This is a genomic window from Rhodococcus sp. (in: high G+C Gram-positive bacteria) (assembly GCF_049591685.1).
In the GTDB taxonomy this organism is placed as follows: Bacteria; Actinomycetota; Actinomycetes; order Mycobacteriales; family Mycobacteriaceae; genus Rhodococcoides.
On the sequence record NZ_JBAWFH010000079.1, the window covers coordinates 1 to 23,048 of the forward strand.

Here is a 23,048-nt window from a genome sequence, read left to right on the forward strand (position 1 = left end):
CCACCGGGGCCGCCAGACAATAGCCGAACCTTTCGCCTTTGACGAAACCGGGTCTTTCGATGGTTTCGTCGTGTCCCGACAATCGGTGCGAACAACGCCCCCTGCCGGTAAATTCCGGTGGTGACGCGGGTCCTTCGACAGGCTGTGTCGGTGGTCTCGATCAGGTCGACAGCAAGCGAGAGTGCAGCGGATCCCGAACTCGCCGCCGGGAACAACTACAGTGAGCGAGCGCGGAGCTCGCCTGTCGAGAACGCCGACACCATGAACCCAGTCCTGCTGAAGGAAAGGCGCGTCCACACCGTGGTTTCTCTGATCACCGAGGGCTCATCGACAGACGACCGGGGCCGGCCGTTTCGTCGTAGGCGTGCGCTACCCATCCTGATCGTGTTGCTCGTTCTTGCGCTACTCGGCGTGGTCACCTGGATCCGAGTCTTCACGGGCGGCGAAACGGTGACGGCCACCGTGGAGTGCAACGAACCCACCACCTCGCCGGCGAGCGACGGCACCGTGCCTGCGCCACTGGGCGAACGCATCGATCGGTCCGCGCTGCTGGACGCGGAGCCCGCGGCACTGTCGGCAACGAAGGTGCGGGTGTACAACGCGAACGGTGAACGGGGTCAGGCAGCCACCGTGGCAGCGGACCTGAGCGAGTACGGGTTCGCGAGCGCCCCCGACGTGCAGGTGGGCAACGATCCCGTGTATCTCGATCAGAACATGCAGTGCCAGGGTCAAATTCGGTTCGGCGCCAACGGTGTCGCAGCGGCAAGTGCGGTGTGGTTGGTCGCTCCGTGCGCCGAGCTCATCCAGGACGGTCGACCCGACGACACCGTCGATCTCGCGCTCGGAACGTATTTTCAGAGCCTGCAGCCCAATACCGATGCGGAATCGGTGTTGCAGTCGCTCGCCGGTGTCACCCCCGGGTCCACTCCAGCCCCACTCGATATCGATCTGCTCGAAGCTGCGCGCAGCGCACGCTGCTGACGGACGCCCTTCCTACGCCCTGCACGGGCGCAGGAAGGGCGTCCGTCAGGCGTCCAGGATCGGATCGAGCGCCCCGACCGCGTCCAGAGTCGCAAAGAACGCGCCCTCGATACCGGGCGCGACCGCAACCGTCACGGCGCCGTCCGCGCTGGTCGAATTCGGGCTCGGTAGCCGAATCACCGCGCCGGCCTCTTCGGCGATGAGGGATCCCGCTGCCCAGTCCCATGGGCTGAGTCCGTGTTCGAAGTGTGCGTCGACCGCGCCGGTGGCGACCATGCAGAGGTCGAGGGCCGCCGAACCGATGCGTCTGATGTCGCGAACCCGGGGAAGCAACTCCGCGATGATCCCGCCTTGAACTCTGCGCCGCTCGGACCCGTACCCGAAGCCCGTCGCCACGAGCGCCAAGGCAAGATCGGACACCGGGTTGCACGTCAGAACCGTTGCCGCGCCCGAAGATTCGGTAGAAGTTGCACCGCCCCCTCGCACCGCGCTATAGACGATGTCGCGAGCAACGTCGACAACCACACCGGCCGTGCTGACTCCGTCCACCTGAGCGGCGACGGACACTGCGTAGGCAGGAACGCCGTAGAGGAAGTTGACCGTGCCGTCGATCGGGTCGAGGACCCACCGCACGCCGTCGACCGAATCCGTTCGGCCACCACCCTCTTCCCCGAGGATGGCGTCCTCCGGACGCCGCTCGGCGAGCATCGTCCGGAGAATTTGTTCGGCTTCCGTATCGACCACCGTCACCGGGTCGGTCGGGGTGCTCTTGGTCTGCACCGAGCTCGTGGACTGGACCGTGGAATCGTCCACCGCGGCGTGCTGCTCTCCCCCTGGACCGAAAACCTCCGGGCGCCTGGCGCGGATATGTGCCGCAGCCGCTCGGGCGATGTCGTGCGCCACCTCCGACAGTTCCGCATCCCGGTTTCGGTTCACATCGTTGAAGGACAGGTCCGGTTTCGCTGAGGGTTTCGACACTGCACCATCGCATCACAGGTCCTGTCGTCAGCACCACCCGAACAGCCGCCGCGGCAGTATCCGATCGTCGAGTACGCCCGCGGATTGCCGCCGCCCCACTATTCTTCGATGGCGACTATCTTTCAGAGGCAACCACCTTTGAAGGGCAACCATCTTTCGAAGGCAACCATCTTTGGAAGGCACAGCGCCGACGACAGTCGGGCAGGTGCACGAGACCATCCACTTTCACCAGGAGCGCGCGCCACATGACACAGGCAGTTTCGGGAGCCATCCCCACGGACGCACGGCAACGGCAGGGATTCGGTGTCGACGTGGGTGGCAGCGGAATCAAGGGCGGAATCGTCGATCTGGTCACCGGACAGCTCGTCGGGGAGCGCTACAAGATCGAGACGCCGCAGCCGTCCACCCCCGATGCCATCGCCGCTGTCGTCGCACAGATAACGGCGCACTTCGACTGGACCGGACCCGTGGGGATCACGCTGCCCGCCGTCGTGACCAACGGTGTGGCGAGATCGGCTGCCAACATCGACAAGGGGTGGATCGACACCGACGCCAAAGCGTTGTTCTCCGCCGCGCTCGGCCATCAGAAGGTCACCGTGCTGAACGACGCCGACGCCGCCGGCGTTGCCGAGGATCGTTACGGCGCGGGCAAGGACAAAGACGGCGTCGTCGTCCTGCTCACCTTCGGAACGGGCATCGGTTCCGCAGTGCTGCACAACGGGGTGTTGCTTCCGAACACCGAGTTCGGCCACATGGAGGTCGGCGGCAAGGAAGCCGAGCACCGAGCTGCGTCGTCGGTCAAGGACGACCAGGGCCTGTCGTACAAGGAGTGGGCGAAGGAGGTCTCCAAAGTTCTCGAAACGTTCGAGGCACTGCTCTGGCCGGATTTGTTCATTGCAGGTGGGGGTATCAGTCGCAAGAGCGAGAAGTGGATTCCGCTTCTGACCAACCGAACACCGGTGGTGGCGGCCACATTGTTGAATGCCGCAGGCATCGTCGGCGCGGCTCTCGCAGCCGACACAGCTGCCTATACCGACCAGGCTCGGTAACAAAGTTCCTGCGGGTCGTTACAATGGTTGATGCCGGTCTGCACGCCGGCACAATCGACAAGACCTCTCCGCCGGAAACAACTCTGGCGTGACGCCGCACGACACCGTCACGAAAGGGCGTACGTGGCAGCCACCGATATCCGTCAGACCGTAGATTCAGCAACAGAGTCTGCGTCCCCTGCACCTGCTGCGGAGGCACCGAACGGCACGATCCGAGAGGCCGATGCTGCTCCGGCAGTGAAGGCCGCAGCGCCCGCCAAGAAGGCTGCGGCGAAGAAGGCCCCCGCCAAGCGCGCGGCCGCCAAGAAGGCTCCGGCCAAGAAGGCCGCCGCGAAGAAGGCAACAACCGCGACACCGGGCGGCGACGGCGAAGAGGACGCCCCCGGAATCGACGACATCGACGTACCCGAGGGTGATCTCGCCGCAGCCGCGAGCGACGTCGTCGAGGTAGTTGCTGCCGGCGACGACACCGAAGAAGACGCCACGGCCGAACCGACCGCCGAGGACAAGGCGTCCGGTGACTTCGTCTGGGACGAAGAGGAGTCCGAAGCACTACGTCAGGCCCGCAAGGACGCGGAGCTCACCGCGTCCGCCGACTCCGTTCGTGCGTACCTCAAGCAGATCGGCAAGGTCGCCCTCCTCAACGCTGAGGAGGAGGTCGAGCTCGCGAAGCGCATCGAGGCCGGGCTTTTCGCCACCGAGAAGATGCGTGAGTTCGCCGAGAAGGGCGAAAAGCTCCCCGTCGCAGCTCGCCGCGATTACACGTGGATCTGCCGTGACGGCAACCGCGCCAAGAACCACCTCCTCGAGGCCAACCTCCGACTGGTCGTATCGCTGGCAAAGCGTTACACGGGTCGCGGTATGGCATTCCTCGACCTGATCCAGGAGGGCAACCTGGGTCTGATTCGTGCGGTCGAGAAGTTCGACTACACCAAGGGATACAAGTTCTCGACGTACGCCACCTGGTGGATTCGTCAGGCGATCACGCGCGCAATGGCCGACCAGGCTCGTACCATCCGCATCCCCGTTCACATGGTCGAGGTCATCAACAAGCTCGGTCGTATCCAACGAGAACTGCTACAGGATCTGGGTCGCGAGCCCACTCCTGAAGAGCTCGCAAAGGAAATGGACATCACGCCGGAAAAGGTGCTGGAGATCCAGCAGTACGCGCGTGAGCCGATTTCTCTCGACCAGACGATCGGTGACGAGGGCGACAGCCAGTTGGGCGACTTCATCGAGGACTCCGAAGCGGTCGTCGCAGTCGACGCCGTGTCGTTCACCTTGCTCCAGGATCAGCTGCAGTCGGTGCTCGAGACGTTGTCCGAGCGTGAGGCAGGCGTTGTGCGTCTACGCTTCGGGCTCACCGACGGTCAGCCCCGCACGTTGGACGAGATCGGGCAGGTCTACGGCGTCACGCGCGAGCGGATTCGTCAGATCGAGTCGAAGACGATGTCCAAGCTTCGCCACCCGTCACGTTCGCAGGTGCTTCGGGACTACTTGGACTGACCTGCACCACCGCTTCACGAAGCCGCCGTCCTTTTCGGGACGGCGGCTTCGTCGTTGCGGAGGGCTCACAGCCGGGGCGGTGAGAACATGCCGTCCGCGTCGGGCGTGTAGTCGACGACGCCGGTCACCGCGCTCTTCGGGAGGGGCCCGTACAGGTGTGGGAAGAGCATGGATTCCGGGTCACCGGGCACCCCGGGTTCCCATCGAACCGGCGATCCGAGTCCTTGCGGGTCGAGCACCAGCAGCACGAGGTCGCGGCGACCATGAAACAACCGGTTGGCGGGCAGGTGTACTTGCTCGGGCGTCGAGAGGTGGATAAAAGCCCCTCCGGACGCGCCGCCGGGAGTCAGTTCTCCGCAGGTGCGGGCCGAAAGCCAGGTTTCGACGGTGCAGATGTGCAGCAGAGGTGAAGACGACGTGGCCACGCCCGCCATTGTCCACGACCGCACGGCACACCGCTCGAGCTGTCCGAATACTTGGGAGGCGGAATCGCGTCCGTCGGTCGCGCTGTGCCCGCTGCGGCACTACCACCGATCGTCACCGCGACGACGACCGCCACGATGCCCAGACCCTCGGCCACGGTGGGAAGCTGCGCGAGGACGACCGCACCGACGATCGTCGCCGTCGTCGGTAGAAGCGCAAGCAGCAGAGCGAACCGGGCGCGGCCGATCCGAACCAGGACGACCTGGTCGAGAACGTAGGGCACGACACTCGACAACACCCCGACTCCGAGACCCAGGATCCACACTCGCGGCTCGAGAAACACGCCTGCGTGCACAGCGAGCACGGGTCCGACGAGCACGGGCGCGAAGATGATCGACGCCCCTGCCATCCCGACGGCCAGGTCGTCGATGCCGCTTCCGGCGTCGGCGACGCGTTTGCCGAGCAGAATGTATGCAGCCCACAGTGCGGCGGAGGCGAGTGCGAATCCGACGCCGGGGATGCCGACCGCTCCGCTGCCCAGCTGGGCGCTCGCAATGGCGAGTACGCCGAGGACCACGAGCGCCAGGGCGACGACATCACGCGGGCGTTTGGATCCTGCGGCGGCCACGGCGATCGGGCCGAGGAATTCGATGGCGACGGCCGCTCCGAGCGGAATTCGTGCGATGGCCTCGTAGAAGACAACGTTCATGCCGACGGTGGCCAGCCCGAACAACGTGGCGATCGTGATCCTTCTTCGGGTCCAGCGATCTGCACCGGTTCGTCGACGCCAGGGCCGCCGCCACGCGAGAAGTACGCCGGCGGCACCGAGTGCGCGCAGCCACGCGACAGCCGCGGGATCGAGGGTGTCGAACAAGAAGACACCGATCGCCGCGCCCACGTATTGGGTCAGTCCCCCGACGACGAACAGGGCAGGGATTCCGTAGCGGTCGACCGTGCTCGTCGTCTGTCCGCCTCGTTTCACCGCTCGACCCTAGACCGCCGTCCGCGCGCGATCGGAATCAGCTGAGAGCGAACACAAATCGGGGTCGAAGCCGAGGCCAGCAGGTTTCCCCACGTTTCGTGTTAGTGACAACACAAAGAAACGCCCTCGGGAACAACACGTGACCGCCGATCGTCTGAAAGAGTGTACGGACCGCGCCATACCGACGCGGCGGACCGGCCCCAGGCGATCGGATCACCCCGAAAGCCAGTACGGAGGAGTCATGCCCGGAACATTGACCAGCCCACAGCTGACAGCAGCCGACCGGTGCGACCGGTGCGGTGCAGGGGCTCGCGCACGTGTTGTGCTCTCGACCGGAGGAGAACTGTTGTTCTGCGGTCACCACGCCAAGGAGCACGAAGATCGATTGCGTGAAGTGAACGCAACGGTGATGACCGAATCGGACTCCACGGTGTAGTCGGCTCGCCCGCATCGGGTGGCACCCGCCGCCCACGACGGCATTCGAGACAGAGCTTCACGCAGCAACAACGCAGTACCTCGAGCAACAAAGAACGGGTGGCCCCTCGGGCCACCCGTTCTTTGTGTCTCACATCTTGCGCAGCTGAGTGATCCGCTCACCGAGCTGCTCGGCGTTCGCCATTGCGGTCGGAGGACCACCGCACACCCGTCTGAGATCGCCGTGTATGACTCCGTGCGGCTTTCCCGTTCGATGGTGGTACACCGCGACCAAACTGTTGAGCTCGCGTCGCAGAGCCGCCAACTGTCCGGCAGTGGACACTCGATCGGGTGCGGCAGGTGCGGGCACGACGGGCGCCGGAGCTGCCGACGGCTTCTCCATCTGTTCCTGTTGACGTTGCCGAAGCAGGTCGCGCATCTGCTTCGCATCCAGCAACCCAGGCAGGCCGAGGTAGTCGGCCTCCTCGTCGCTACCGGAGAACGTCGCGGTGCCGAACGAGGAACCGTCGTAGATGACCTGGTCCAGTTCCGCGTCGGCGCCGAGCGAGGTGTAAGCCTTCTCGTCTTCGCCCGGTTCGTCCTTTTGCTTGTTCGCATCGGCCAGGAGATCGTCCTCCCAGCCCTCCTTCTCGCGGTGTGGCTTGCCCAGGATGTGATCGCGTTGTGCCTCGAGCTGCGCTGCGAGGTCGAGGAGCACCGGAACGGACGGGAGGAAGACGCTCGCCGTCTCACCCGGCCGACGCGACCGCACGAAACGACCGATCGCCTGTGCGAAGTACAGCGGGGTCGACGCGCTCGTCGCGTAGACACCGACCGCCAGCCGAGGGACGTCGACGCCCTCGGACACCATGCGGACAGCGACCATCCACTTCTGATCGCTCTTGCCGAACTCCGCGATACGTGCAGACGAGGTGGGGTCGTCCGACAGGACGATGCACGGCGTCTCCCCCGTGATCACCTCGATGAGCTTCGCGTACGCCCGTGCAACGGTTTGGTCGGTGGCAATGACGAGTGCGCCGGCGTCGGGCATTCCTCCTGCGCGCAACTGCCCGAGACGGGTATGGGCCGCAAGCAGAACGGCAGGCATCCAGTCGCCTGCCGGGTCGAGCGCGGTGCGCCAAGCACGAGCGGTCTGCTCTGCGCTGAGCGGCTCGCCGAGCCGCGCGGTGAATTCTTCTCCGGCGTTGTCACGCCACCGGGCCTCGCCGGAGTACGCGAGGAAGACCACCGGCCGGACGACACCGTCGGCCAGTGCGTCGGAGTAGCCGTAGGAGTGGTCTGCGCGCGAACGCATCAGCCCTTCGTCGTCCGGCTCGTAGTTGACGAACGGGATGGGGCTGTCGTCGCTACGGAACGGCGTACCCGTCAGCGCGAGGCGGCGGGTGGCGTCGCCGAACGCCTCACGGATACCTTCGCCCCAGCTTTTGGCATCGCCGCCGTGGTGGATTTCGTCGAGGATGACCAGGGTTTTTCTAGCCTCCGTTCGCACGCGGTGACGGAAGGGGTGCGACGCGATCTGCGCGTATGTGACGACCACGCCGTGGTAGTCGCTCGATGTTTGACCGGTCGAGTTCGAGAAGCGCGAATCGAGAGCTATCCCCACGCGCGCCGCGGCTTCGGCCCACTGATGCTTCAGGTGTTCGGTGGGCGCAACGACGGTCACCTGATCCACGGTGCGATGCGCCAGCAGTTCGGACGCGACCCGGAGGGCGAACGTCGTTTTACCGGCGCCCGGCGTTGCCACCGCGAGGAAATCCTTCGGTGACGCCACGAGGTACTTGGTCAGGGCCCGTCGCTGCCAGGCGCGCAGGGGCGCGCCCCCTGCTGAACTGGCGGTGGGGGTTGCCGGATGGTCTGTCGTGTCGGTCGTGTCAGCGCTCACTGGCCGCCGGTTCCTGGCATCGATCGAATTCCTCGCGCTCTCGGTAGCCCTGCAGTGTCCGCCGTGGAGCCTATCGCTCCACACCGACCGATTCTGCATCGACCGATTCTGCATCGACCGATCTCGCCGACGAGTGCGGCCGATGTTCGAGCCGCAGAATACGACGCGCGATCACGACACGCCGAGTGCGCAAAGGCCCGCAACTTCGCGCTGGGCACCAGCGTCGGGAATGCTGGAGTGATCATGAGCAAATCCCCAGCCGATGCCGCCGAGGCGGAAGAGTTGACCGCCCGACGGCCGTTCCACCTCGTCTGGGTTGTGACTCTGCGCACTCTCGGCAAGGCCTGGGACGATTCCATCTTCAGCAAGGCGGCCACGGCCGCCTTCTGGCAGACGTTGTCGTTGCCACCGCTGTTGCTCGGTGTGCTCGGCAGCCTCGGCTTCGTTGCCGGGTGGTTCGGACCCAACACCATCGAGATCATCGAGTCGAAGATCATCACCTTCAGCAGCACGGTGTTCAGCGACAGCGTGGTCGACGGCATCATCGAGCCGACGGTTCAGGACATCCTTCAGCAGGGGCGCGGCGAAGTCGTGTCTGCGGGTTTCGTGCTGTCGCTGTGGGCCGGGTCGTCCGCGATCTCCACGTTCGTCGACTCGATCGTCGAGGCGCACGGTCAGCAGGACGCTCGAAACCCGATCTGGCAGAGGATCTTCGCGCTTCTGCTCTACGTCGGGTTCCTGGTCGTCGCCGTGTTCGTACTTCCGCTCGTGGCACTCGGCCCGACGTATCTTCAGGCGTTGCTACCCGGCTCGTGGTTCGAGATCGGTAGCGAACTGATCGACGTTTTGTACTACCCGGCGGTGGGATTGCTGCTGATCGTGGGCTTGACCACGTTGTACAAGGTGGCGCTGCACACCTCGTTGCCATGGCACCGGCTGCTGGGCGGGGCTCTGCTCGCCGGTGTGTTCTTCATGATCGCGAGCGCGGTGCTTCGCCTCTATCTGACATGGATCACCGGTACCGGATACACGTACGGCGCGCTTGCCACCCCGATCGCCTTCCTGCTCTTCACGTTCTTCCTGGGCTTCGCGGTGGTGCTGGGAGCCGAGTTCAACGCCACGATTCAGGAATTCTTCCCGGCGCGAGCGACGCGAATCGAGCAGATGCGTGAATGGCTGGCGGCCCAGGCCGCGTACCAGGAATCGGGTCCGGTCGGCGCCGTCGCCTGGCGGCTGGCGACCGGGCCCATCCGCCTGTCCGGAGATCGGTCACGATCGACGCAGCCCGAGTCTCGCAGCCCCGCACCGGACACTGTTCCCGACACGGCAAGAATCGAGGTGCCCGGCGCCGCGAAAACCCAAGTGCCCGACCCGTAGATCGGGGTAGGAGTCACTCCCCTTTTTTCAGGCCTTCGTAGACTTTCTTGCAGTCGGGGCACACGGGCGAACCGGGCTTTGCCGACTTGGTGACGGGAAATACCTCGCCGCACAGTGCGACCACATGCGTGCCCATGACCGCACTCTCGGCAATCTTGTTCTTCTTGACGTAGTGGAAGAATTTCGGGGTGTCGTCCTCCGTCGTTTCGTCGGGGGCGATATCGGGACGGTCCTTGGTCTGTGTGCTCATACCGATAGATTATTCCGCACGGTGCCCCGGTGAGACGAACAACGCGGTCGAGTGCAATCGTCCGCGGCTAGTGACACAGTGGAGTCATGACGCGTACACCAGGCTTCTACGGCTCGGCCGAGAGCGGCTCGGCCCGTCACCCCGCACTGATCACCGAGGCGCAGAGCTCGGTGGAAGAACAACATCGTGCGCGTGTGAAGAAGTACATGTTCATCATGTCCTTCCGTATCCCTGCGCTTGTTCTCGCCGCCGTTTCCTACAGCATCTGGGCGAACCCGTGGATCGCGATGGCGATCGTCGGAGCGTCGATCCCGCTGCCGTGGATGGCAGTTCTCATCGCCAACGACCGCCCACCCCGGACGAACGACGAAATCAGCCGTTACGACGGCCGGGTCACGGAACGACCGGTCATCGAGGCGACGGGTCACCGAGTGATCGAGGCGGCAGACGACTGACCCGCCAGTCGGCGGCAGACGACTGACCCGCCAGGCGGCAGACGACTGATGCGCCCGTCGGCCGAGGGACGGGTTCGTTTGAAAGACTGTGCGGGTGACGAACTCTCTTCTGGCGGCCTGTCCTTCCCTCCGCGAGGCCTTCCTTGCTCACCGCTACGACGCCGATGCACTTCTCGACGTCCTCGGTGATGGGGCGCACGCGGCACTGGGTCGCAGCGAGCCCGTTCCGGTGCGGCGTGCATCCGAGGGTCACGGCAGCCTGGGTGTTCTGATCCGGCTCTTTCTTCTCTCGGACGACATACCGGTAAGCGACGCAGCACAGGCCCTCGCGCCCCTGACCATCGATCATGCACTCGACGCCTCCATCCTCACGCGCACCGGCCCGGAGCTGGTGCGCGCTGCGCTGGACATCAGACCGCTCGATACCGGCCGGGGAACCCGATGGATCGTCTCCGACCCGGACGGCAGTATGCGGCCTGCGCCCACGTCCGCGGACCACGTGCTCGGGGTGGGTCAGGCATCACTGTCCCTGCTGCGCGGAACGCCCACCACACCCGTGGCGGACCTGCTGGATGTCGGTACCGGCTGCGGGGTTCAAGCTGTCCACGCCGCCGGCTACGCCCACTCCGTCACGGGCACCGACATCAGCGAACGCGCCATGCTTCTCGCCGCTGCCACATCGGCCCTGAACGAGCTCGATGTCGAGTTGCTGCAGGGATCGTGGTTCGAGCCGGTCGCGGGTCGGTTGTTCGACCGGATCGTCGCCAATCCGCCCTTCGTCGTCGGGTTGGGCACGGTCAGCCACAGCTACCGGGATTCCGGCCTCGACCTCGACGGCGCCAGCGAGCTGATGATCGGGCAGGCCCCGCTTCATCTGAAGCCCGGGGGAACTGCGGCGATTCTGGCCTCCTGGGTGCACGTCGACGGCGAAGACTGGCGATCACGAGTGGCGTCGTGGCTGCCCGATCACGGCGTCGACGCGTGGGTCCTCCAACGCGACGTGGCCGATCCGGCGCTCTACGTCGGAACCTGGATGCGCGACGGTGGCGTCGACCCCACCGAGCCCGGCGGCGCCGCTCAGGCGCAGGCATGGCTGGACCACTTCGACGCAGCCGGGGTTACGGGAATCGGCTTCGGTTTCGTCTACCTCCGTCGAACCGACCTCCCGACCGACGTTCTGGCCGAGGATCTTCGGCACGCATTCGACGATCCGTTGGGGAACGAGGCCATCGACTACTTCGCTCGACTCACCTGGCTCCGCGAGAACGACCCCGCGACTGCGGTCTTCGCACTCGACCCGGCGACGGCGCTCGAACGCGTGTATCTGCCCGGTGACGAGGGATGGGCCTCGGCGGTGACGCGCGTGCACCGAGGCGACGGACCGAACTGGCAACACGAGATCGACGAGCTGGGTGCGACTTTGCTGGCGGGCATGTCACCTGGAGGGCTTCCCCTCGTCGATCTCGTCGGCCTTCTCGCCGCAGCGCACGGAGTCGACGAAGACGCGCTGCTGGAGCAGGCAACCGCTTTGGTCGTCGCGCTGCATCGGCACGGTCTGGTCCGGCCCGCGGGGCGCAATGACATCGGGTCCGAACGCTGAGACCTTCTCAGCAACTTCTCAGGCCGGTGCAGGGATAGACCCTGGTCAGGCGGGTATCACAGCGTGCAGCGTGGGAACTTTTCGAACTCTCCCGAACGTTGAGCTTTATGAGACACCACCGATCAGGAGGCAAGTCATGACCAGCCCCAGCACCACGACCCGCCCGCGCCCCAGCAATGCCGATCTCGACGCCCAGAGCCCGGCCGCAGACCTTGTTCGCGTCTACCTCAACGGAATCGGTCGCACCGCCCTGCTGACCGCCGACGAAGAGGTCGATCTCGCCAAGCGAATCGAAGCTGGGCTCTACGCGAAGAACGTGCTGGAGAACACCAAGCGGCTCACCGCCGTGAAGAAGCGAAACCTTGCCATCATCGTGCGCGACGGAAGTGCAGCCCGTAGCCACCTGTTGGAAGCCAACCTTCGCCTCGTGGTGTCGCTGGCCAAGCGCTACACCGGCCGCGGCATGCCGTTGCTCGACCTGATCCAGGAGGGCAACCTCGGGTTGATCCGCGCAATGGAGAAGTTCGATTACGCCAAGGGCTTCAAGTTCTCGACGTACGCCACGTGGTGGATCCGTCAGGCCATTACACGCGGCATGGCAGATCAGTCCCGCACCATCCGGCTTCCTGTCCACCTGGTCGAGCAGGTCAACAAGCTGGCTCGCATCAAGAGGGAACTTCACCAGCAGCTCGGTCGTGAGGCAACGGACGACGAGCTGGCCACCGAGTCCGGTATCCCGGCCGAGAAGATCGCAGATCTGCTCGACCACAGCCGCGACCCGGTAAGCCTCGACATGCCGGTCGGCAGCGACGAGGAAGCACCGCTCGGCGACTTCATCGAGGATTCGGAGGCGACGTCCGCGGAGAACGCGGTCATCGCCGGTCTCCTGCACAGCGACGTGCGTACAGTTCTCGCCACTCTCGACGAGCGTGAGCAGCAGGTCATCCGTCTTCGCTACGGTCTCGACGACGGCCAGCCGCGCACTCTCGATCAGATCGGGAAGCTGTTCGGGCTCTCGCGTGAGCGTGTCCGCCAGATCGAGCGAGAGGTCATGGTCAAGCTGCGTCAAGGCGACCGCGCAGAAAAGCTCCGTTCGTACGCGAGCTGACCCCCAGAACAGGTGGACCAGTAGTGTCGCCCTCCTACTGAGTCACCCCACGTGGTGGCCGAACCGGTAGTCCTCCCCCCTCTTGGGACCCGGTTCGGCTGCCGCTTGAAACTGTCGACCCTCGGCTAGCGCAGTCTGCGCGGCCCGAGATCGTTCAGGCTGGGTTCGGGGCCGAGCCGCAGCCTCGCGTCGGTGATCTGCGCACCGTCCGCCGATGCGAGGACCGGCTCGCACGCCAATTCGCGTATCTCCGGGATGTCGTCGGCCATCGCCGACACCCGCTGAACCAAGTCGACGAGCGCACTCTTGTTGACCGGCACGGCATTTCGATACCCCGACAGCAACGGCGCCGCCTTGGGGGCGTCGATCAGTTCGGTTGCCTCGTCCTCGGTCAGCGGCAGCACACGGTACGCGCGATCGCCGAGGAGATCCGAGATCACACCGGCGAGACCGAACGAGATCAGCGAGCCGAACGACGGGTCGTCCTGCACACGGACCACACAGCCGATGCCCTTCGTCGCCATCTTCTGCACGTGCAACAGAGGCTCGCCCGAGTCCGCTGCCAATGTTCGGTAGGCGATTCGCACAGCGTCGGCGCTCGCCAGATCGAGTCGAACGCCACCGAGATCGGGTCGGTGTCTCCACTGCTCCCCCGTCGCCTTCATCGCAACGGGGTAGCCCAATTCTTCGGCCGACGCGACCGCCTCGTCCTCGTCCGTCACGGCACGGAACTCGACGACGTGAATGCCGTAGCACGACAACAGCTCCGCAGCTTCGAAGTCCGTCAGCCACCTCTGATGGTCGATCGGCGCCCACTCCCGCACCAACGCACCTGCGCGCTCGGAGTCGATACCGTTCGGCCGCAGCGGCGCTGACGCCGGCCGGCTGCGCCACGCCGAATACCGCCACGCTTTCGCCAGTGCCGTGACAGCTCGTTCCGGGCTCGAGTATGACGGGACGGACCCGCGGACCGGTTGCCCCTGCTCGCCGCGGACGGCGAGGACATCCGGAATGCCCTCAGTGGCAAGGAATGTCGTCAGCACCGGTTTGTCGGCGCCGCGGACCGCGTTGCCGAGGGCTTCCGCGAACGGTTCGACGGTCACCGCCACCGGAGGCACGAACACGACGATGACCGAGTCGACGTCGCCTGCCTCGAGTGCTCCCGACACCGCTGCGGCGAACTCGTCGGGCCCCGCCTGCGGGCCCACGTCGATGGGTGCGCCGGCATGAAGTCCCTCGGCACGGGCAGCGTCGACCGCGAGGACGCCGAGGGCAGTGGAGTTGCCGACGACGGCGACGCGGGGGCCGGTCGGGAGGGGCTGATACCCGAACAAAATCGCGCAGTCGAAGAGCTGAGCGATCGTGTCGACCTGAATGACACCGGCCTGGGCGAACAGGGCTTTCACGATGGAGTCGTCGATATCGGGGCCGGTTGCCAGGGCGGGGGGCACAGCGCCGCGTCCACTCTTGACCGCCACGATCGGTTTGGAGCGCGCTACACGCCGCGCGATGCGGGTGAACTTGCGGGGATTGCCGAAGCTCTCCAGGTAGAGCAGAACGACTTCGGTGGCGGGATCGGAATCCCAGTATTGGAGCAGATCGTTGCCCGATACGTCGGCCCTGTTGCCGGCGGAGACGAACGTCGAGAACCCGAGGCTGCGCTTCGCGGCCTGGTCGAGGATGGCAATGCCCAGCGCACCGGACTGGCAGAAGAATCCGACGTGACCGGGCATCGGCAGAGCCGGAGCCAACGTGGCGTTCAATGCGAACTCGGGGTCGGTGTTGGCTACTCCCAGAGCATTGGGGCCGACCAACCGCATACCGTGCGCGCGGGCAGCGTGGACCAGCCTGCGTTCGTTCTCCTGTCCTTCAGGACCGGTTTCACCGAAGCCACCGGACACGACGACGAGCGCTTTGACGCCCTTGTCGAGACAGTCGTCGAGTACCTCGTCGATCGCCTCGGCCGGCACCGCCGCGATCGCCAGATCCACGGGATCGGGAATGTCGTGCACGGTCCGGTAGGCGCGGACGCCGCGCACCGATCGATGGTCGGCGTTGACCGGGTACACCGGGCCGGTAAAACCACCGGCCAGCAGGTTCGCCAGAACGGCATTGCCTACCTTGGAGCTGTCCGTCGACGCGCCGATGACGGCCACCGAAGACGGACTCAGCACATTGCGGACGCTGCGGGCCTCGGCCGCGCGCTCGCGTGAATTGCGTACCGACACCAGCGCCTCGCTCGGGTCGATGGCGAATTCGAGCCGGAGGACGCCGCCCTCGTAGCTCCGCGAAACCTGGTAGCCGGCTTCGCGGAAGACGGTGACCATGTTGCGGTTCTCCGCGAGCACCTCGGCCACGAACATCGACACGCCGTTCTCCGCCGCGGCGCCCGCAAGGTGTTCGAGCAGGATCGGGCCCAGACCGCGGCCCTGATGCGCATCCGCGACGACGAACGCCACCTCGGCCGAATTCCCGTCGCCCTCGGGAAGACGTTCGTAGCGTCCGACGGCGATGATGTCGTCGCCGAGGATGGCGACGAACGCCACCCGCGTATGGTGGTCGACCGTCGTGAAGTTCAGTACGTCGCGCTGAGGCATCGTCGGGTACGGACCGAAGTACCTCAGGTAGCGGGTGCGTTCGGACAGCCGACCGTGAAAAGTGACCAGGGCATCGGCGTCCGAAGGGACGATCGGTCGCAGATGGACGACGCCCCCGTCCGACGCAAGAACATCGGCGACCCAGTGTTTCGGGAACGACGTCTCGGCCTTCAGGCGCTCACGGTCCTTGGCTGTGGGTTCGGAATCAGTCACGTGGATCCTCCGGATCGAGTCCGAGCAGCGGGAAACTGGCGCGTCTGGTGGCGATGATCGCCGAGTCGACCCGTTCGAGAGCGCGATCGGCCGCCGCCGTACTGCCCTCGACCGCACCACCGGGACCGTCCCACGGGGGATAGTCGATGTCGCCGCCGTCGCCCATCACCTGTGGAAGGTCGATACTGGGGGCCATTGCGCGCACCTGCTCACGCCAGCTCTCCGGTACCGGAACCAGCGGATCGATGTCGCGCCCGAGGGCGGCGGCGATCAGATGCGTCCACGCGCGGGGAACGACTCGAACGAGTCCGTAGCCTCCACCGCCGACAGCCAGCCACCGACCCTCCGCGTGCTCGTCTGCAAGTGCGCGCATTGCCAGGAACGCCGCGTTCTGACCGTCGACCGTCAACGCGAGGTCTGCGAGCGGATCCTCCCGATGGCTGTCGACGCCGCATTGGCTGACGATGATCTGCGGCCTGAAGGCTCCGATGGCGCCGGGTACCACGGCGTGAAAGGCGCGCAACCACAACCGGTCTCCGGTACCGGGCAGCAGCGGCAAGTTGATCGAGGTGCCCTCCGCTGCGCCCGAACCCACTTCGGTCGACCAACCGGTGTTGGGCCACAACGTCGCCGGGTGCTGATGCAACGACACTGTCAGCACCCGTGGATCGTTCAAAAAAGCATGTTGGACGCCGTCGCCGTGATGCGCGTCCACGTCAATGTACGCGATACGGTCGAACCCGTTGTCCAGCAACCACGAGATGGCCACGGCCGCGTCGTTGTACACGCAGAAACCCGACGCCCAATCCGACATGGCGTGGTGCATGCCGCCGCCGATGCTGACCGCGCGTCGCGCCCGACCGGCCGCGATCTCTCGTGCGGCGGTGAGCGAACCTCCGGTGAGCATGGCACTTGCCTCGTGCATGTGCTCGAACACGGGATTGTCCTCCGAGCCCAGACCGTGCTCCACCTGATCGGGCTGAAGGATCGACCGACCCTTCCCCGGTGCCCGCTTCACGGCCTCGATGTAGGCGGGAGTGTGGATGCGAAGCAGTTCCTCGTCCGGCGCGGCCTGCGGCGAGGTGAGCTCGATTCCGTCCAGAACGCCGAGCTGACGGGCCAGCGACATCGTCAGGTCGAGACGTGTCGGGTTCATCGGGTGGTCGTCGCTCCACCTGTACGAGAGATATTCGGCACTCCAGACGACGATATCGTCGCCTGCCACCGGATTCCTGGGTGGCGAGTGCGTCGCCCGGTCTGCCATGAAAACCAACGCTACTTGGCGTGACTGCGTCGTGCGAGCATCGGCGACGCGGCGCCCAAGGGTTACCGGTGAGTAGATCGGACAGGTGGTGCGGCGGGTTGGGCTGCGGCGCCGATATGAGCCGATCAACGGTAGAATCGACTGCGACGAAGGGGTTGAGTGTGAAGGATCTGGTCGACACCACGGAGATGTACCTCCGGACGATCTACGATTTGGAAGAAGAAGGCGTCGTTCCCTTGCGGGCACGTATTGCAGAACGCCTCGAACAGAGTGGCCCGACCGTCAGTCAGACCGTTGCTCGAATGGAACGCGACGGGCTGTTGTCGGTCGCGGGTGACCGCCATCTGGAGCTGACCGAGAAGGGTCGCAGTCTCGCTGTTGCGGTCATGCGCAAACATCGACTCGCGGAGCGACTGCTGGTCGACGTCATCGGTCTGCGATGGGAAGACGTGCATGCCGAAGCCTGCCGGTGGGAGCACGTCATGAGCGAGGAGGTCGAACGTCGGCTGGTCGCCGTACTCAACAATCCGACCACCTCCCCGTACGGCAACCCGATTCCCGGTCTGGCCGAGCTCGGCCTCGGTCAGCCCGCCTCGGCACCGGAAGATCTGGTTCGCCTGACGGATCTACCGCACGGTCAAACCACCGCGGTGGTCGTGCGTCGACTCGCCGAGCACGTGCAGTCCGATCCCGAGGTGATCTCGCAGCTGCGTGACGCCGGCGTCGTTCCTGACGCGCGCGTCACGGTCGAGGCCAAGCCGGGAACGGTCACCATCACGGTGCCGGGCCACGGTGGCGTCGACATCGCGGAAGAGATGGCACACGCCGTTCAGGTCAAGCGCGTCTGACAGACGCCGAAAGAACGACAAGCAGCAGGAGAGGTCGCCTACCAGCGACCTCTCCGATCTGTCTGCACCGGTTCGGCGCTGAGCATGGCTGAGCGCGGGGGTGCGGCTTCGACGAGGAGACGAACGAGTGAAGCTTTTGGTTACCGGCGGCGCCGGTTACGTTGGCAGTGTGTGTGCGGCCGTTCTGGTCGACCGCGGTCACGAGGTCGTCGTCGTCGACGATCTGTCCACCGGCAACCGCGATGCGGTACCGCCCGGTGCGACGTTCGTCGAGGGAGACATCAGGGATGTTGCCCATTCGGTGTTGAACGAAGGGGGGTTCGACGGAGTCCTTCATTTCGCGGCACAGTCGCTCGTCGGCGAATCGGTTGTCGCGCCGGCCAAATACTGGTCGGGCAACGTGGTCACCACCCTTGCTCTGCTCGACGCGATGCATGAGTCGAACACTCCGCGGTTGGTGTTCTCCTCCACCGCAGCAACGTACGGCGAGCCCGAACGCACGCCCATCACCGAAGCGATGCCCACAGCGCCGACCAATCCTTACGGTGCAACCAAACTGGCCATCGACCACGCGATCACCTCGTACGCCGACGCTTACGGACTGGCCGCCACGAGCCTTCGGTACTTCAACGTGGCCGGCGCCTATCGTGAGTTCGGCGAGAACAGGGTCGTCGAAACTCATCTCATTCCGTTGGTTCTGCAGACCGCCCTCGGCCAGCGGGACAAGATCTCGGTCTTCGGTACCGATTGGCCGACGGCCGACGGCACCGCGGTGCGCGATTACATTCACGTCGCCGATTTGGCGGAGGCGCACATCCTCGCGCTCGAGTCCTCCCTGCCCGGCAGTCACCGTATTTACAATCTCGGTAGTGGCACCGGCTTTTCGGTTCACCAGGTCATCGATGCCTGCAAGCGTGTGACGGGACTACCGATCACCGTCGAGGAGGCTCCTCGACGCGCCGGAGACCCCGCTGTGCTCATCGCCTCCAGCGAGCGCGCGATTGCCGACCTGGGTTGGACACCGAAGTTCACCGACCTGGACGTCATCGTGTCCGACGCGTGGACGTACCTACAGAACCTCGGTGACCGATCCCATGCGGCCGCACGCAAGGCCTGACGGACGGTCAGAGGTTTCGGTCGAGCGGCGGCGGTAGTCGAACCCCGCACAGTTCCGCTACCGCGTAGCCGCTCGATGCCACTTCTCGAATCATCTCGGGCCGCGCGCCGGCGAGCAACGATCGTTCGAGCAACCGTGCCAACGAGTAGCTGCCGTCGGCGTCCAGTGCGATCTCGACGGCGACCGCAGCCAATGGTCCCTCACCTCGCGCGTAGGCGGTGAAAGCCAGAAGCGTTGCAGCACAGGCCCGTTCCGGTGCGGGCAGTCGACGCATCATATAGGTCCACAGTCGTTCGGCGATGTCCGCGAGTTCGGTGAGAGCAAGCGCGAGCAGGGCGTCGCGCACCACGATGTGGGTGAGCGAGACCCCGAACTCCGCAAGGTCCTGCGGACCGAGTTCTATCGGAGCCGGCCGGTCGGACGGCGCCGAGGCCCAGTGAGTCAGGCGGTCCATGATGTTCTCGAGTCGCTCGCGGTCCGTGTTCGGACTTCCCGACCGGGCATCGCGTAGTCGCTTCGTCACCTCTGGGCACGTGTCGAGCGGTCGTAGAACGTCGACCAGCGTCTCTCGTGAGGCGTGTATCCCTCGGCCCTCGACCATGTACGCAAGAGTCACCGGCGAGGTGTCCGGGCTGGGGAGCATGCCGCGCTCGGCGGGTCCCGTCAGCGTGACCCACGCTGCGCCGCGGACCATCTCGGAAGTCAGGAACGCCTGCGTCAGTATCGTGCCCCGAGTTCGAAGTCCTGCGCTCAGCTGTCGGGCGACAGCGCGGAACCTCGGATCGACGGCTGTACCGGCCACCGTGGCGGATGCGCGATCGTCGACGATCAAGGCCACGGCCATGCGTACCCCGTCACGTGCGCAGATACCGCAGAACTGCTCGATGACGTCCGCCATCTGCCGAGTCACCGTGCGCCCGAACCCACTGCCGTCGTCGCCGCCGCCCAGGCCGAGGTCGTGACGCATCACGGTGCCGACGGTCGGGCGAGCGAGGCCCGCTCCCTCGAGGCACAGCAGTATCAGCGAACGATGCGGGATGAAGCCCAGGAGGGCGGGCACTGCAGCCAGAAGTGCGCCTGAGCCCGCGATGCGCTCGGACGGCGGGAGCGAGGAGTGTGTTTCCGGATGAGTCGTCATGACGGAGAGACTGCCGACAGGTCCAACCGGTTCGCGGTCGGCGACCTGGGAGTCCAGGAAGCCTGTGGACAGACAAATGAGCCTGTGGACAATCGGTGTTCGGTGACGAACGACGCCGCCCAGTCGTCGTAGCCGTGTGCTAGCCCGCCTTCACCTTCTGCACCGCTGCGGTGAACACCTCGTCGAGGGTCGCGGCGTCGGGCGTGTTTGCATCGAACGACATGTAGGTGGCGGAGATTCGTACGTCTTCCACCTGGGCCATCAGCGTCAACATCGACTGGATTACCGACTCGGTTCCTTGGCCGGAGGACACGGTTTGACGTACCGCAAGTGTGTCGTCCGCAGCGATCGGCGGAGCAGGGGTGATCGTGGATCGAATGACGGCTGTCGCACCGGATTTGGTTGCTTCGACCTCCGCGCATTCGCCCAGCTGATCCTCACGTGCCGACAGGGGCTCGGTCACCGAGGTCAACTCGACGGAGATGGTTGCGCGGTTGGCGTTGTCGGTCCCGACGATCAGCGCGGCGTCGCCCGGCGTGACGTCCGCCGGCTTGCAGCCGGGAGGCGACACCTCGGCGCCGGCCGGGATTCCGGTGAGATCCGGTGATGCCTGTGCGATGGCCTGTGGTGGTAGGACGATCGCCTCGTAGGGCGAGGGAAACACTGATGGGTCGACCAGCAGCGCGCCGAGATCGTTGCCGGATTGCGGAGCAGACGACGAGCCCCCTGGGGCGGTGGTATCCGACGCGCCGCCACCCGTGGCCTCGGGCGTACCCGTCACCTCGGCGCTGCACCCGGCCACGAGGATCATCGCCGCACCTGCGGCGCCGAGCAGAAAGGGGGCGCCGAGCGGAATGGAATGGTTGCGCGGTGCGGATCGGCGCTGCACAGGAGGTCCTCCAGTCGGATACGACAACAAAACGGCCGGCTCCACCCTCTCATTCGTAAGTGGGACCGGCCGTTAGGCTCGCCCGCCGAGGTGCCCGGGCGGAGCCCGTCAGCTTCCCGGGCGGAGCCCGTCAGCTTCCCGGGCGGAGCCCGTCAGCTTGCCTGTCGGAGCCCGTCAGCTTCCCTGTCTGATCCATTCCTCCAGATGCGGTGACTCGTCGCCGATGCTGGTCCCGTCCCCGTGGCCGGTGTTCACCCTTGTCTCCGGCGGCAGCGCGAACAACCGGTCTCGGATGGAGCCGATGATGGTCGGGAAATCGGAGAACGACCTACCCGTCGCCCCCGGGCCGCCCGAGAACAGAGTGTCGCCTGAAAACAACTGCCGCGCCTCGGGCAGATACAGGCACGTCGACCCCGGAGAGTGCCCTGGAGTGTGCAGCGCCAGCAACTCCGTCCCCCCCACGGAGATCCGTTGGCCGTCCTCCAGCCCGCCGTGGCCGACACCGGGATGCGTCTGCTCCCACAACATCTCGTCGGCCGGGTGCAGTAATACCGGGGCGTCGAGTTCGCGCGCAAGCTCCGGCGCCACCGTCACGTGATCGTTGTGACCGTGCGTACAGACCACTGCCACGACGTTGCGTCCGGCGACCGCATCGATGATCGGCTGCGCGGTGTGTGCAGCGTCGACGATCACGACCTCCGAATCGTCACCGATCAACCAAATGTTGTTGTCGACATCCCACTCACCACCATCGAGCGCGAACGTCCCCGACGTCACAACCCTCTCCACCCGCAAGTTCGCACTCACAGCTCGACCACCGAACGCAGCACCGAACCCTGATGCATCTTCTCGAACGCCGACTCGATGTCCTCGATACCGATACGCTCGCTCACGAACTTCTCCAGCGGCAACCGGCCCTGTTCGTAAAGATCGACCAACATCGGGAAATCACGCTCGGGCAGGCAATCGCCGTACCACGACGACTTCAACGACCCACCTCGAGAGAAGAAATCGATCAGTGGCATCTCGAGCGTCATTTCCGGCGTCGGCACTCCCACCAACACCACCGTTCCGGCGAGATCACGCGCATAGAACGCCTGCTTCCACGTCTCCGGACGACCCACCGCGTCGATCACCACGTCTGCGCCGAAACCACCGGTGAGCTCCTGCACAGCCTCTACCGCATCCACCGACGACGCATCGACAGTATGCGTGGCTCCGAGATCACGAGCCCACTCGAGCTTGCCCTTGTCCCGATCGACCGCGATGATCGTCGTAGCCCCCGCCAATCGCGCACCCGCGATCGCCGCGTCCCCCACACCGCCGCACCCGATGACCGCGACCGAATCACCCCGTGCAACGTTGCCGGTGTTCATCGCCGCACCCAAACCGGCCATCACCCCGCACCCGAGCAACCCCACCACCGCCGGATCCGACGCCGGGTTCACCTTTGTGCACTGCCCCTCGTGCACCAACGTCTTGTCCGCGAACGCACCGATCCCCAACGCAGGCGAGAGTTCCGTCCCATCCGCCAGCGTCATCTTCTTCGACGCATTGTGCGTATCGAAGCAGTACCACGGCTTACCCTTCCGGCAGGCCCGGCACTGCCCACACACCGCACGCCAGTTCAGCACCACGAAATCGCCGACCTCGACATGCGTCACAGCCTCCCCCACCGTCTCCACCGTGCCCGCGGCCTCGTGCCCGAGCAGGAACGGGAACTCGTCGTTGATCCCACCCTCGCGGTAATGCAAATCGGTGTGGCAGACACCGCACGCGGAAATCTTCACCACCACATCGAAAGGCCCCGGATCCGGAATCGTGACCTCCTCGATCGACACCGGCTCACCCTTCGCCTTCGCGACGACAGCACGCACCTGCTGCGGCATAGTTCCTCCACACTCGAATCGTTTGTCCACTTACTTGAAGACTCCCACAACCGATGCACGGGTAGCC

General features: G+C 65.4%; 21 protein-coding genes. 10 read left to right on the forward strand and 11 right to left on the reverse strand.

The genetic code is table 11. The annotated features are described in order from the left end of the window. Positions 1-300: 300 nt before the first annotated feature. Positions 301-981, forward strand: a complete 681-nt coding sequence (gene cei, locus WBQ44_RS03615) for an envelope integrity protein Cei (protein WP_495565391.1) — start codon at positions 301-303, stop codon at positions 979-981. Positions 982-1,026: 45 nt separating this feature from the next. Here the strand turns inward: cei and WBQ44_RS03620 are convergent, their stop codons facing one another. Beyond that, on the reverse strand, positions 1,027-1,932 hold the full coding sequence (locus WBQ44_RS03620; protein WP_495565392.1) for an inositol monophosphatase family protein: 906 nt from the start codon (positions 1,930-1,932) through the stop codon (positions 1,027-1,029). A gap of 272 nt (positions 1,933-2,204) precedes the next feature. Between WBQ44_RS03620 and ppgK the strand changes: the two genes are divergently transcribed. Beyond that, positions 2,205-3,008, forward strand: a complete 804-nt coding sequence (gene ppgK, locus WBQ44_RS03625; protein WP_495565371.1) for a polyphosphate--glucose phosphotransferase — start codon at positions 2,205-2,207, stop codon at positions 3,006-3,008. A 123-nt stretch (positions 3,009-3,131) separates the two neighbouring features. After that, positions 3,132-4,514: an RNA polymerase sigma factor gene (locus WBQ44_RS03630; RefSeq protein WP_495565372.1), complete on the forward strand. Its 1,383-nt coding sequence runs from the start codon at positions 3,132-3,134 to the stop codon at positions 4,512-4,514. Positions 4,515-4,579: 65 nt separating this feature from the next. Here the strand turns inward: WBQ44_RS03630 and WBQ44_RS03635 are convergent, their stop codons facing one another. Continuing rightward, a complete protein-coding gene (locus WBQ44_RS03635; RefSeq protein WP_495565373.1) occupies positions 4,580-4,939 on the reverse strand; it encodes a DUF952 domain-containing protein in 360 nt (119 codons plus the stop codon). Then, positions 4,861-5,919, reverse strand: coding sequence for an EamA family transporter (locus WBQ44_RS03640; RefSeq protein WP_495565374.1), 1,059 nt, complete (start codon positions 5,917-5,919; stop codon positions 4,861-4,863). The genes WBQ44_RS03635 and WBQ44_RS03640 overlap by 79 nt, the downstream gene beginning before the upstream one ends. A gap of 241 nt (positions 5,920-6,160) precedes the next feature. On the opposite strand from WBQ44_RS03640, the gene WBQ44_RS03645 reads away from it, so the two are divergent. After that, positions 6,161-6,355 (forward strand): DUF7455 domain-containing protein, encoded by a 195-nt coding sequence (locus tag WBQ44_RS03645; protein WP_068375891.1) that lies wholly within the window; start codon positions 6,161-6,163, stop codon positions 6,353-6,355. Positions 6,356-6,484: 129 nt separating this feature from the next. Here WBQ44_RS03645 and WBQ44_RS03650 read toward each other — a convergent pair whose 3' ends face one another. After that, positions 6,485-8,164, reverse strand: coding sequence for a DEAD/DEAH box helicase (locus tag WBQ44_RS03650; RefSeq protein WP_495565393.1), 1,680 nt, complete (start codon positions 8,162-8,164; stop codon positions 6,485-6,487). 315 nt (positions 8,165-8,479) lie between these two features. Between WBQ44_RS03650 and WBQ44_RS03655 the strand changes: the two genes are divergently transcribed. Next, positions 8,480-9,613 carry a YihY/virulence factor BrkB family protein gene (locus WBQ44_RS03655; RefSeq protein WP_495565375.1) on the forward strand — a complete coding sequence of 378 codons (1,134 nt, stop codon included), beginning with the start codon at positions 8,480-8,482 and terminating at the stop codon, positions 9,611-9,613. Between the two features lie 13 nt (positions 9,614-9,626). Here WBQ44_RS03655 and WBQ44_RS03660 read toward each other — a convergent pair whose 3' ends face one another. Continuing rightward, positions 9,627-9,863, reverse strand: a complete 237-nt coding sequence (locus WBQ44_RS03660; RefSeq protein WP_495565376.1) for a DUF3039 domain-containing protein — start codon at positions 9,861-9,863, stop codon at positions 9,627-9,629. A gap of 86 nt (positions 9,864-9,949) precedes the next feature. Between WBQ44_RS03660 and WBQ44_RS03665 the strand changes: the two genes are divergently transcribed. The 3 genes from WBQ44_RS03665 (at position 9,950) to WBQ44_RS03675 (ending at position 13,026) form a co-directional block, all read left to right on the forward strand. Continuing rightward, positions 9,950-10,318: a DUF3099 domain-containing protein gene (locus tag WBQ44_RS03665; RefSeq protein WP_495565377.1), complete on the forward strand. Its 369-nt coding sequence runs from the start codon at positions 9,950-9,952 to the stop codon at positions 10,316-10,318. Between the two features lie 94 nt (positions 10,319-10,412). Then, on the forward strand, positions 10,413-11,918 hold the full coding sequence (locus WBQ44_RS03670; RefSeq protein ID WP_495565378.1) for a DUF7782 domain-containing protein: 1,506 nt from the start codon (positions 10,413-10,415) through the stop codon (positions 11,916-11,918). 136 nt (positions 11,919-12,054) lie between these two features. Further along, entirely contained in the window at positions 12,055-13,026 is a 972-nt protein-coding gene (locus tag WBQ44_RS03675; protein ID WP_495565379.1) for a sigma-70 family RNA polymerase sigma factor, read from the forward strand. 125 nt (positions 13,027-13,151) lie between these two features. On the opposite strand, the gene WBQ44_RS03680 is transcribed toward WBQ44_RS03675, so the two are convergent. Further along, positions 13,152-15,836 carry a bifunctional acetate--CoA ligase family protein/GNAT family N-acetyltransferase gene (locus WBQ44_RS03680; protein ID WP_495565380.1) on the reverse strand — a complete coding sequence of 895 codons (2,685 nt, stop codon included), beginning with the start codon at positions 15,834-15,836 and terminating at the stop codon, positions 13,152-13,154. Next, positions 15,829-17,100, reverse strand: coding sequence for an acetoin utilization protein AcuC (locus tag WBQ44_RS03685; protein ID WP_495565381.1), 1,272 nt, complete (start codon positions 17,098-17,100; stop codon positions 15,829-15,831). Before WBQ44_RS03685 ends, WBQ44_RS03680 begins: the two co-directional genes overlap by 8 nt. A 161-nt stretch (positions 17,101-17,261) precedes the next feature. On the opposite strand from WBQ44_RS03685, the gene WBQ44_RS03690 reads away from it, so the two are divergent. Together WBQ44_RS03690 and galE are read left to right on the forward strand one after the other, a co-directional pair. Further along, a complete protein-coding gene (locus WBQ44_RS03690) occupies positions 17,262-17,948 on the forward strand; it encodes an iron-dependent transcriptional repressor DtxR (RefSeq protein WP_495565382.1) in 687 nt (228 codons plus the stop codon). Between the two features lie 127 nt (positions 17,949-18,075). Next, the gene (gene galE / locus WBQ44_RS03695; RefSeq protein ID WP_495565383.1) at positions 18,076-19,065 is read left to right on the forward strand and encodes a UDP-glucose 4-epimerase GalE; all 990 of its coding nucleotides are present in this window, start codon (positions 18,076-18,078) and stop codon (positions 19,063-19,065) included. Positions 19,066-19,072: 7 nt separating this feature from the next. Here the strand turns inward: galE and WBQ44_RS03700 are convergent, their stop codons facing one another. The 4 genes from WBQ44_RS03700 to WBQ44_RS03715 form a co-directional block, all read right to left on the reverse strand. Next, positions 19,073-20,203 carry a DUF4192 domain-containing protein gene (locus tag WBQ44_RS03700; RefSeq protein ID WP_495565384.1) on the reverse strand — a complete coding sequence of 377 codons (1,131 nt, stop codon included), beginning with the start codon at positions 20,201-20,203 and terminating at the stop codon, positions 19,073-19,075. Positions 20,204-20,342: 139 nt separating this feature from the next. After that, positions 20,343-21,014: a sensor domain-containing protein gene (locus WBQ44_RS03705; RefSeq protein WP_495565394.1), complete on the reverse strand. Its 672-nt coding sequence runs from the start codon at positions 21,012-21,014 to the stop codon at positions 20,343-20,345. Between the two features lie 252 nt (positions 21,015-21,266). Beyond that, the gene (locus WBQ44_RS03710; protein WP_495565385.1) at positions 21,267-21,899 is read right to left on the reverse strand and encodes an MBL fold metallo-hydrolase; all 633 of its coding nucleotides are present in this window, start codon (positions 21,897-21,899) and stop codon (positions 21,267-21,269) included. Further along, positions 21,896-22,981, reverse strand: coding sequence for an S-(hydroxymethyl)mycothiol dehydrogenase (locus WBQ44_RS03715; protein ID WP_495565386.1), 1,086 nt, complete (start codon positions 22,979-22,981; stop codon positions 21,896-21,898). The genes WBQ44_RS03710 and WBQ44_RS03715 overlap by 4 nt, the downstream gene beginning before the upstream one ends. Between the last annotated feature and the right edge of the window lie 67 nt (positions 22,982-23,048).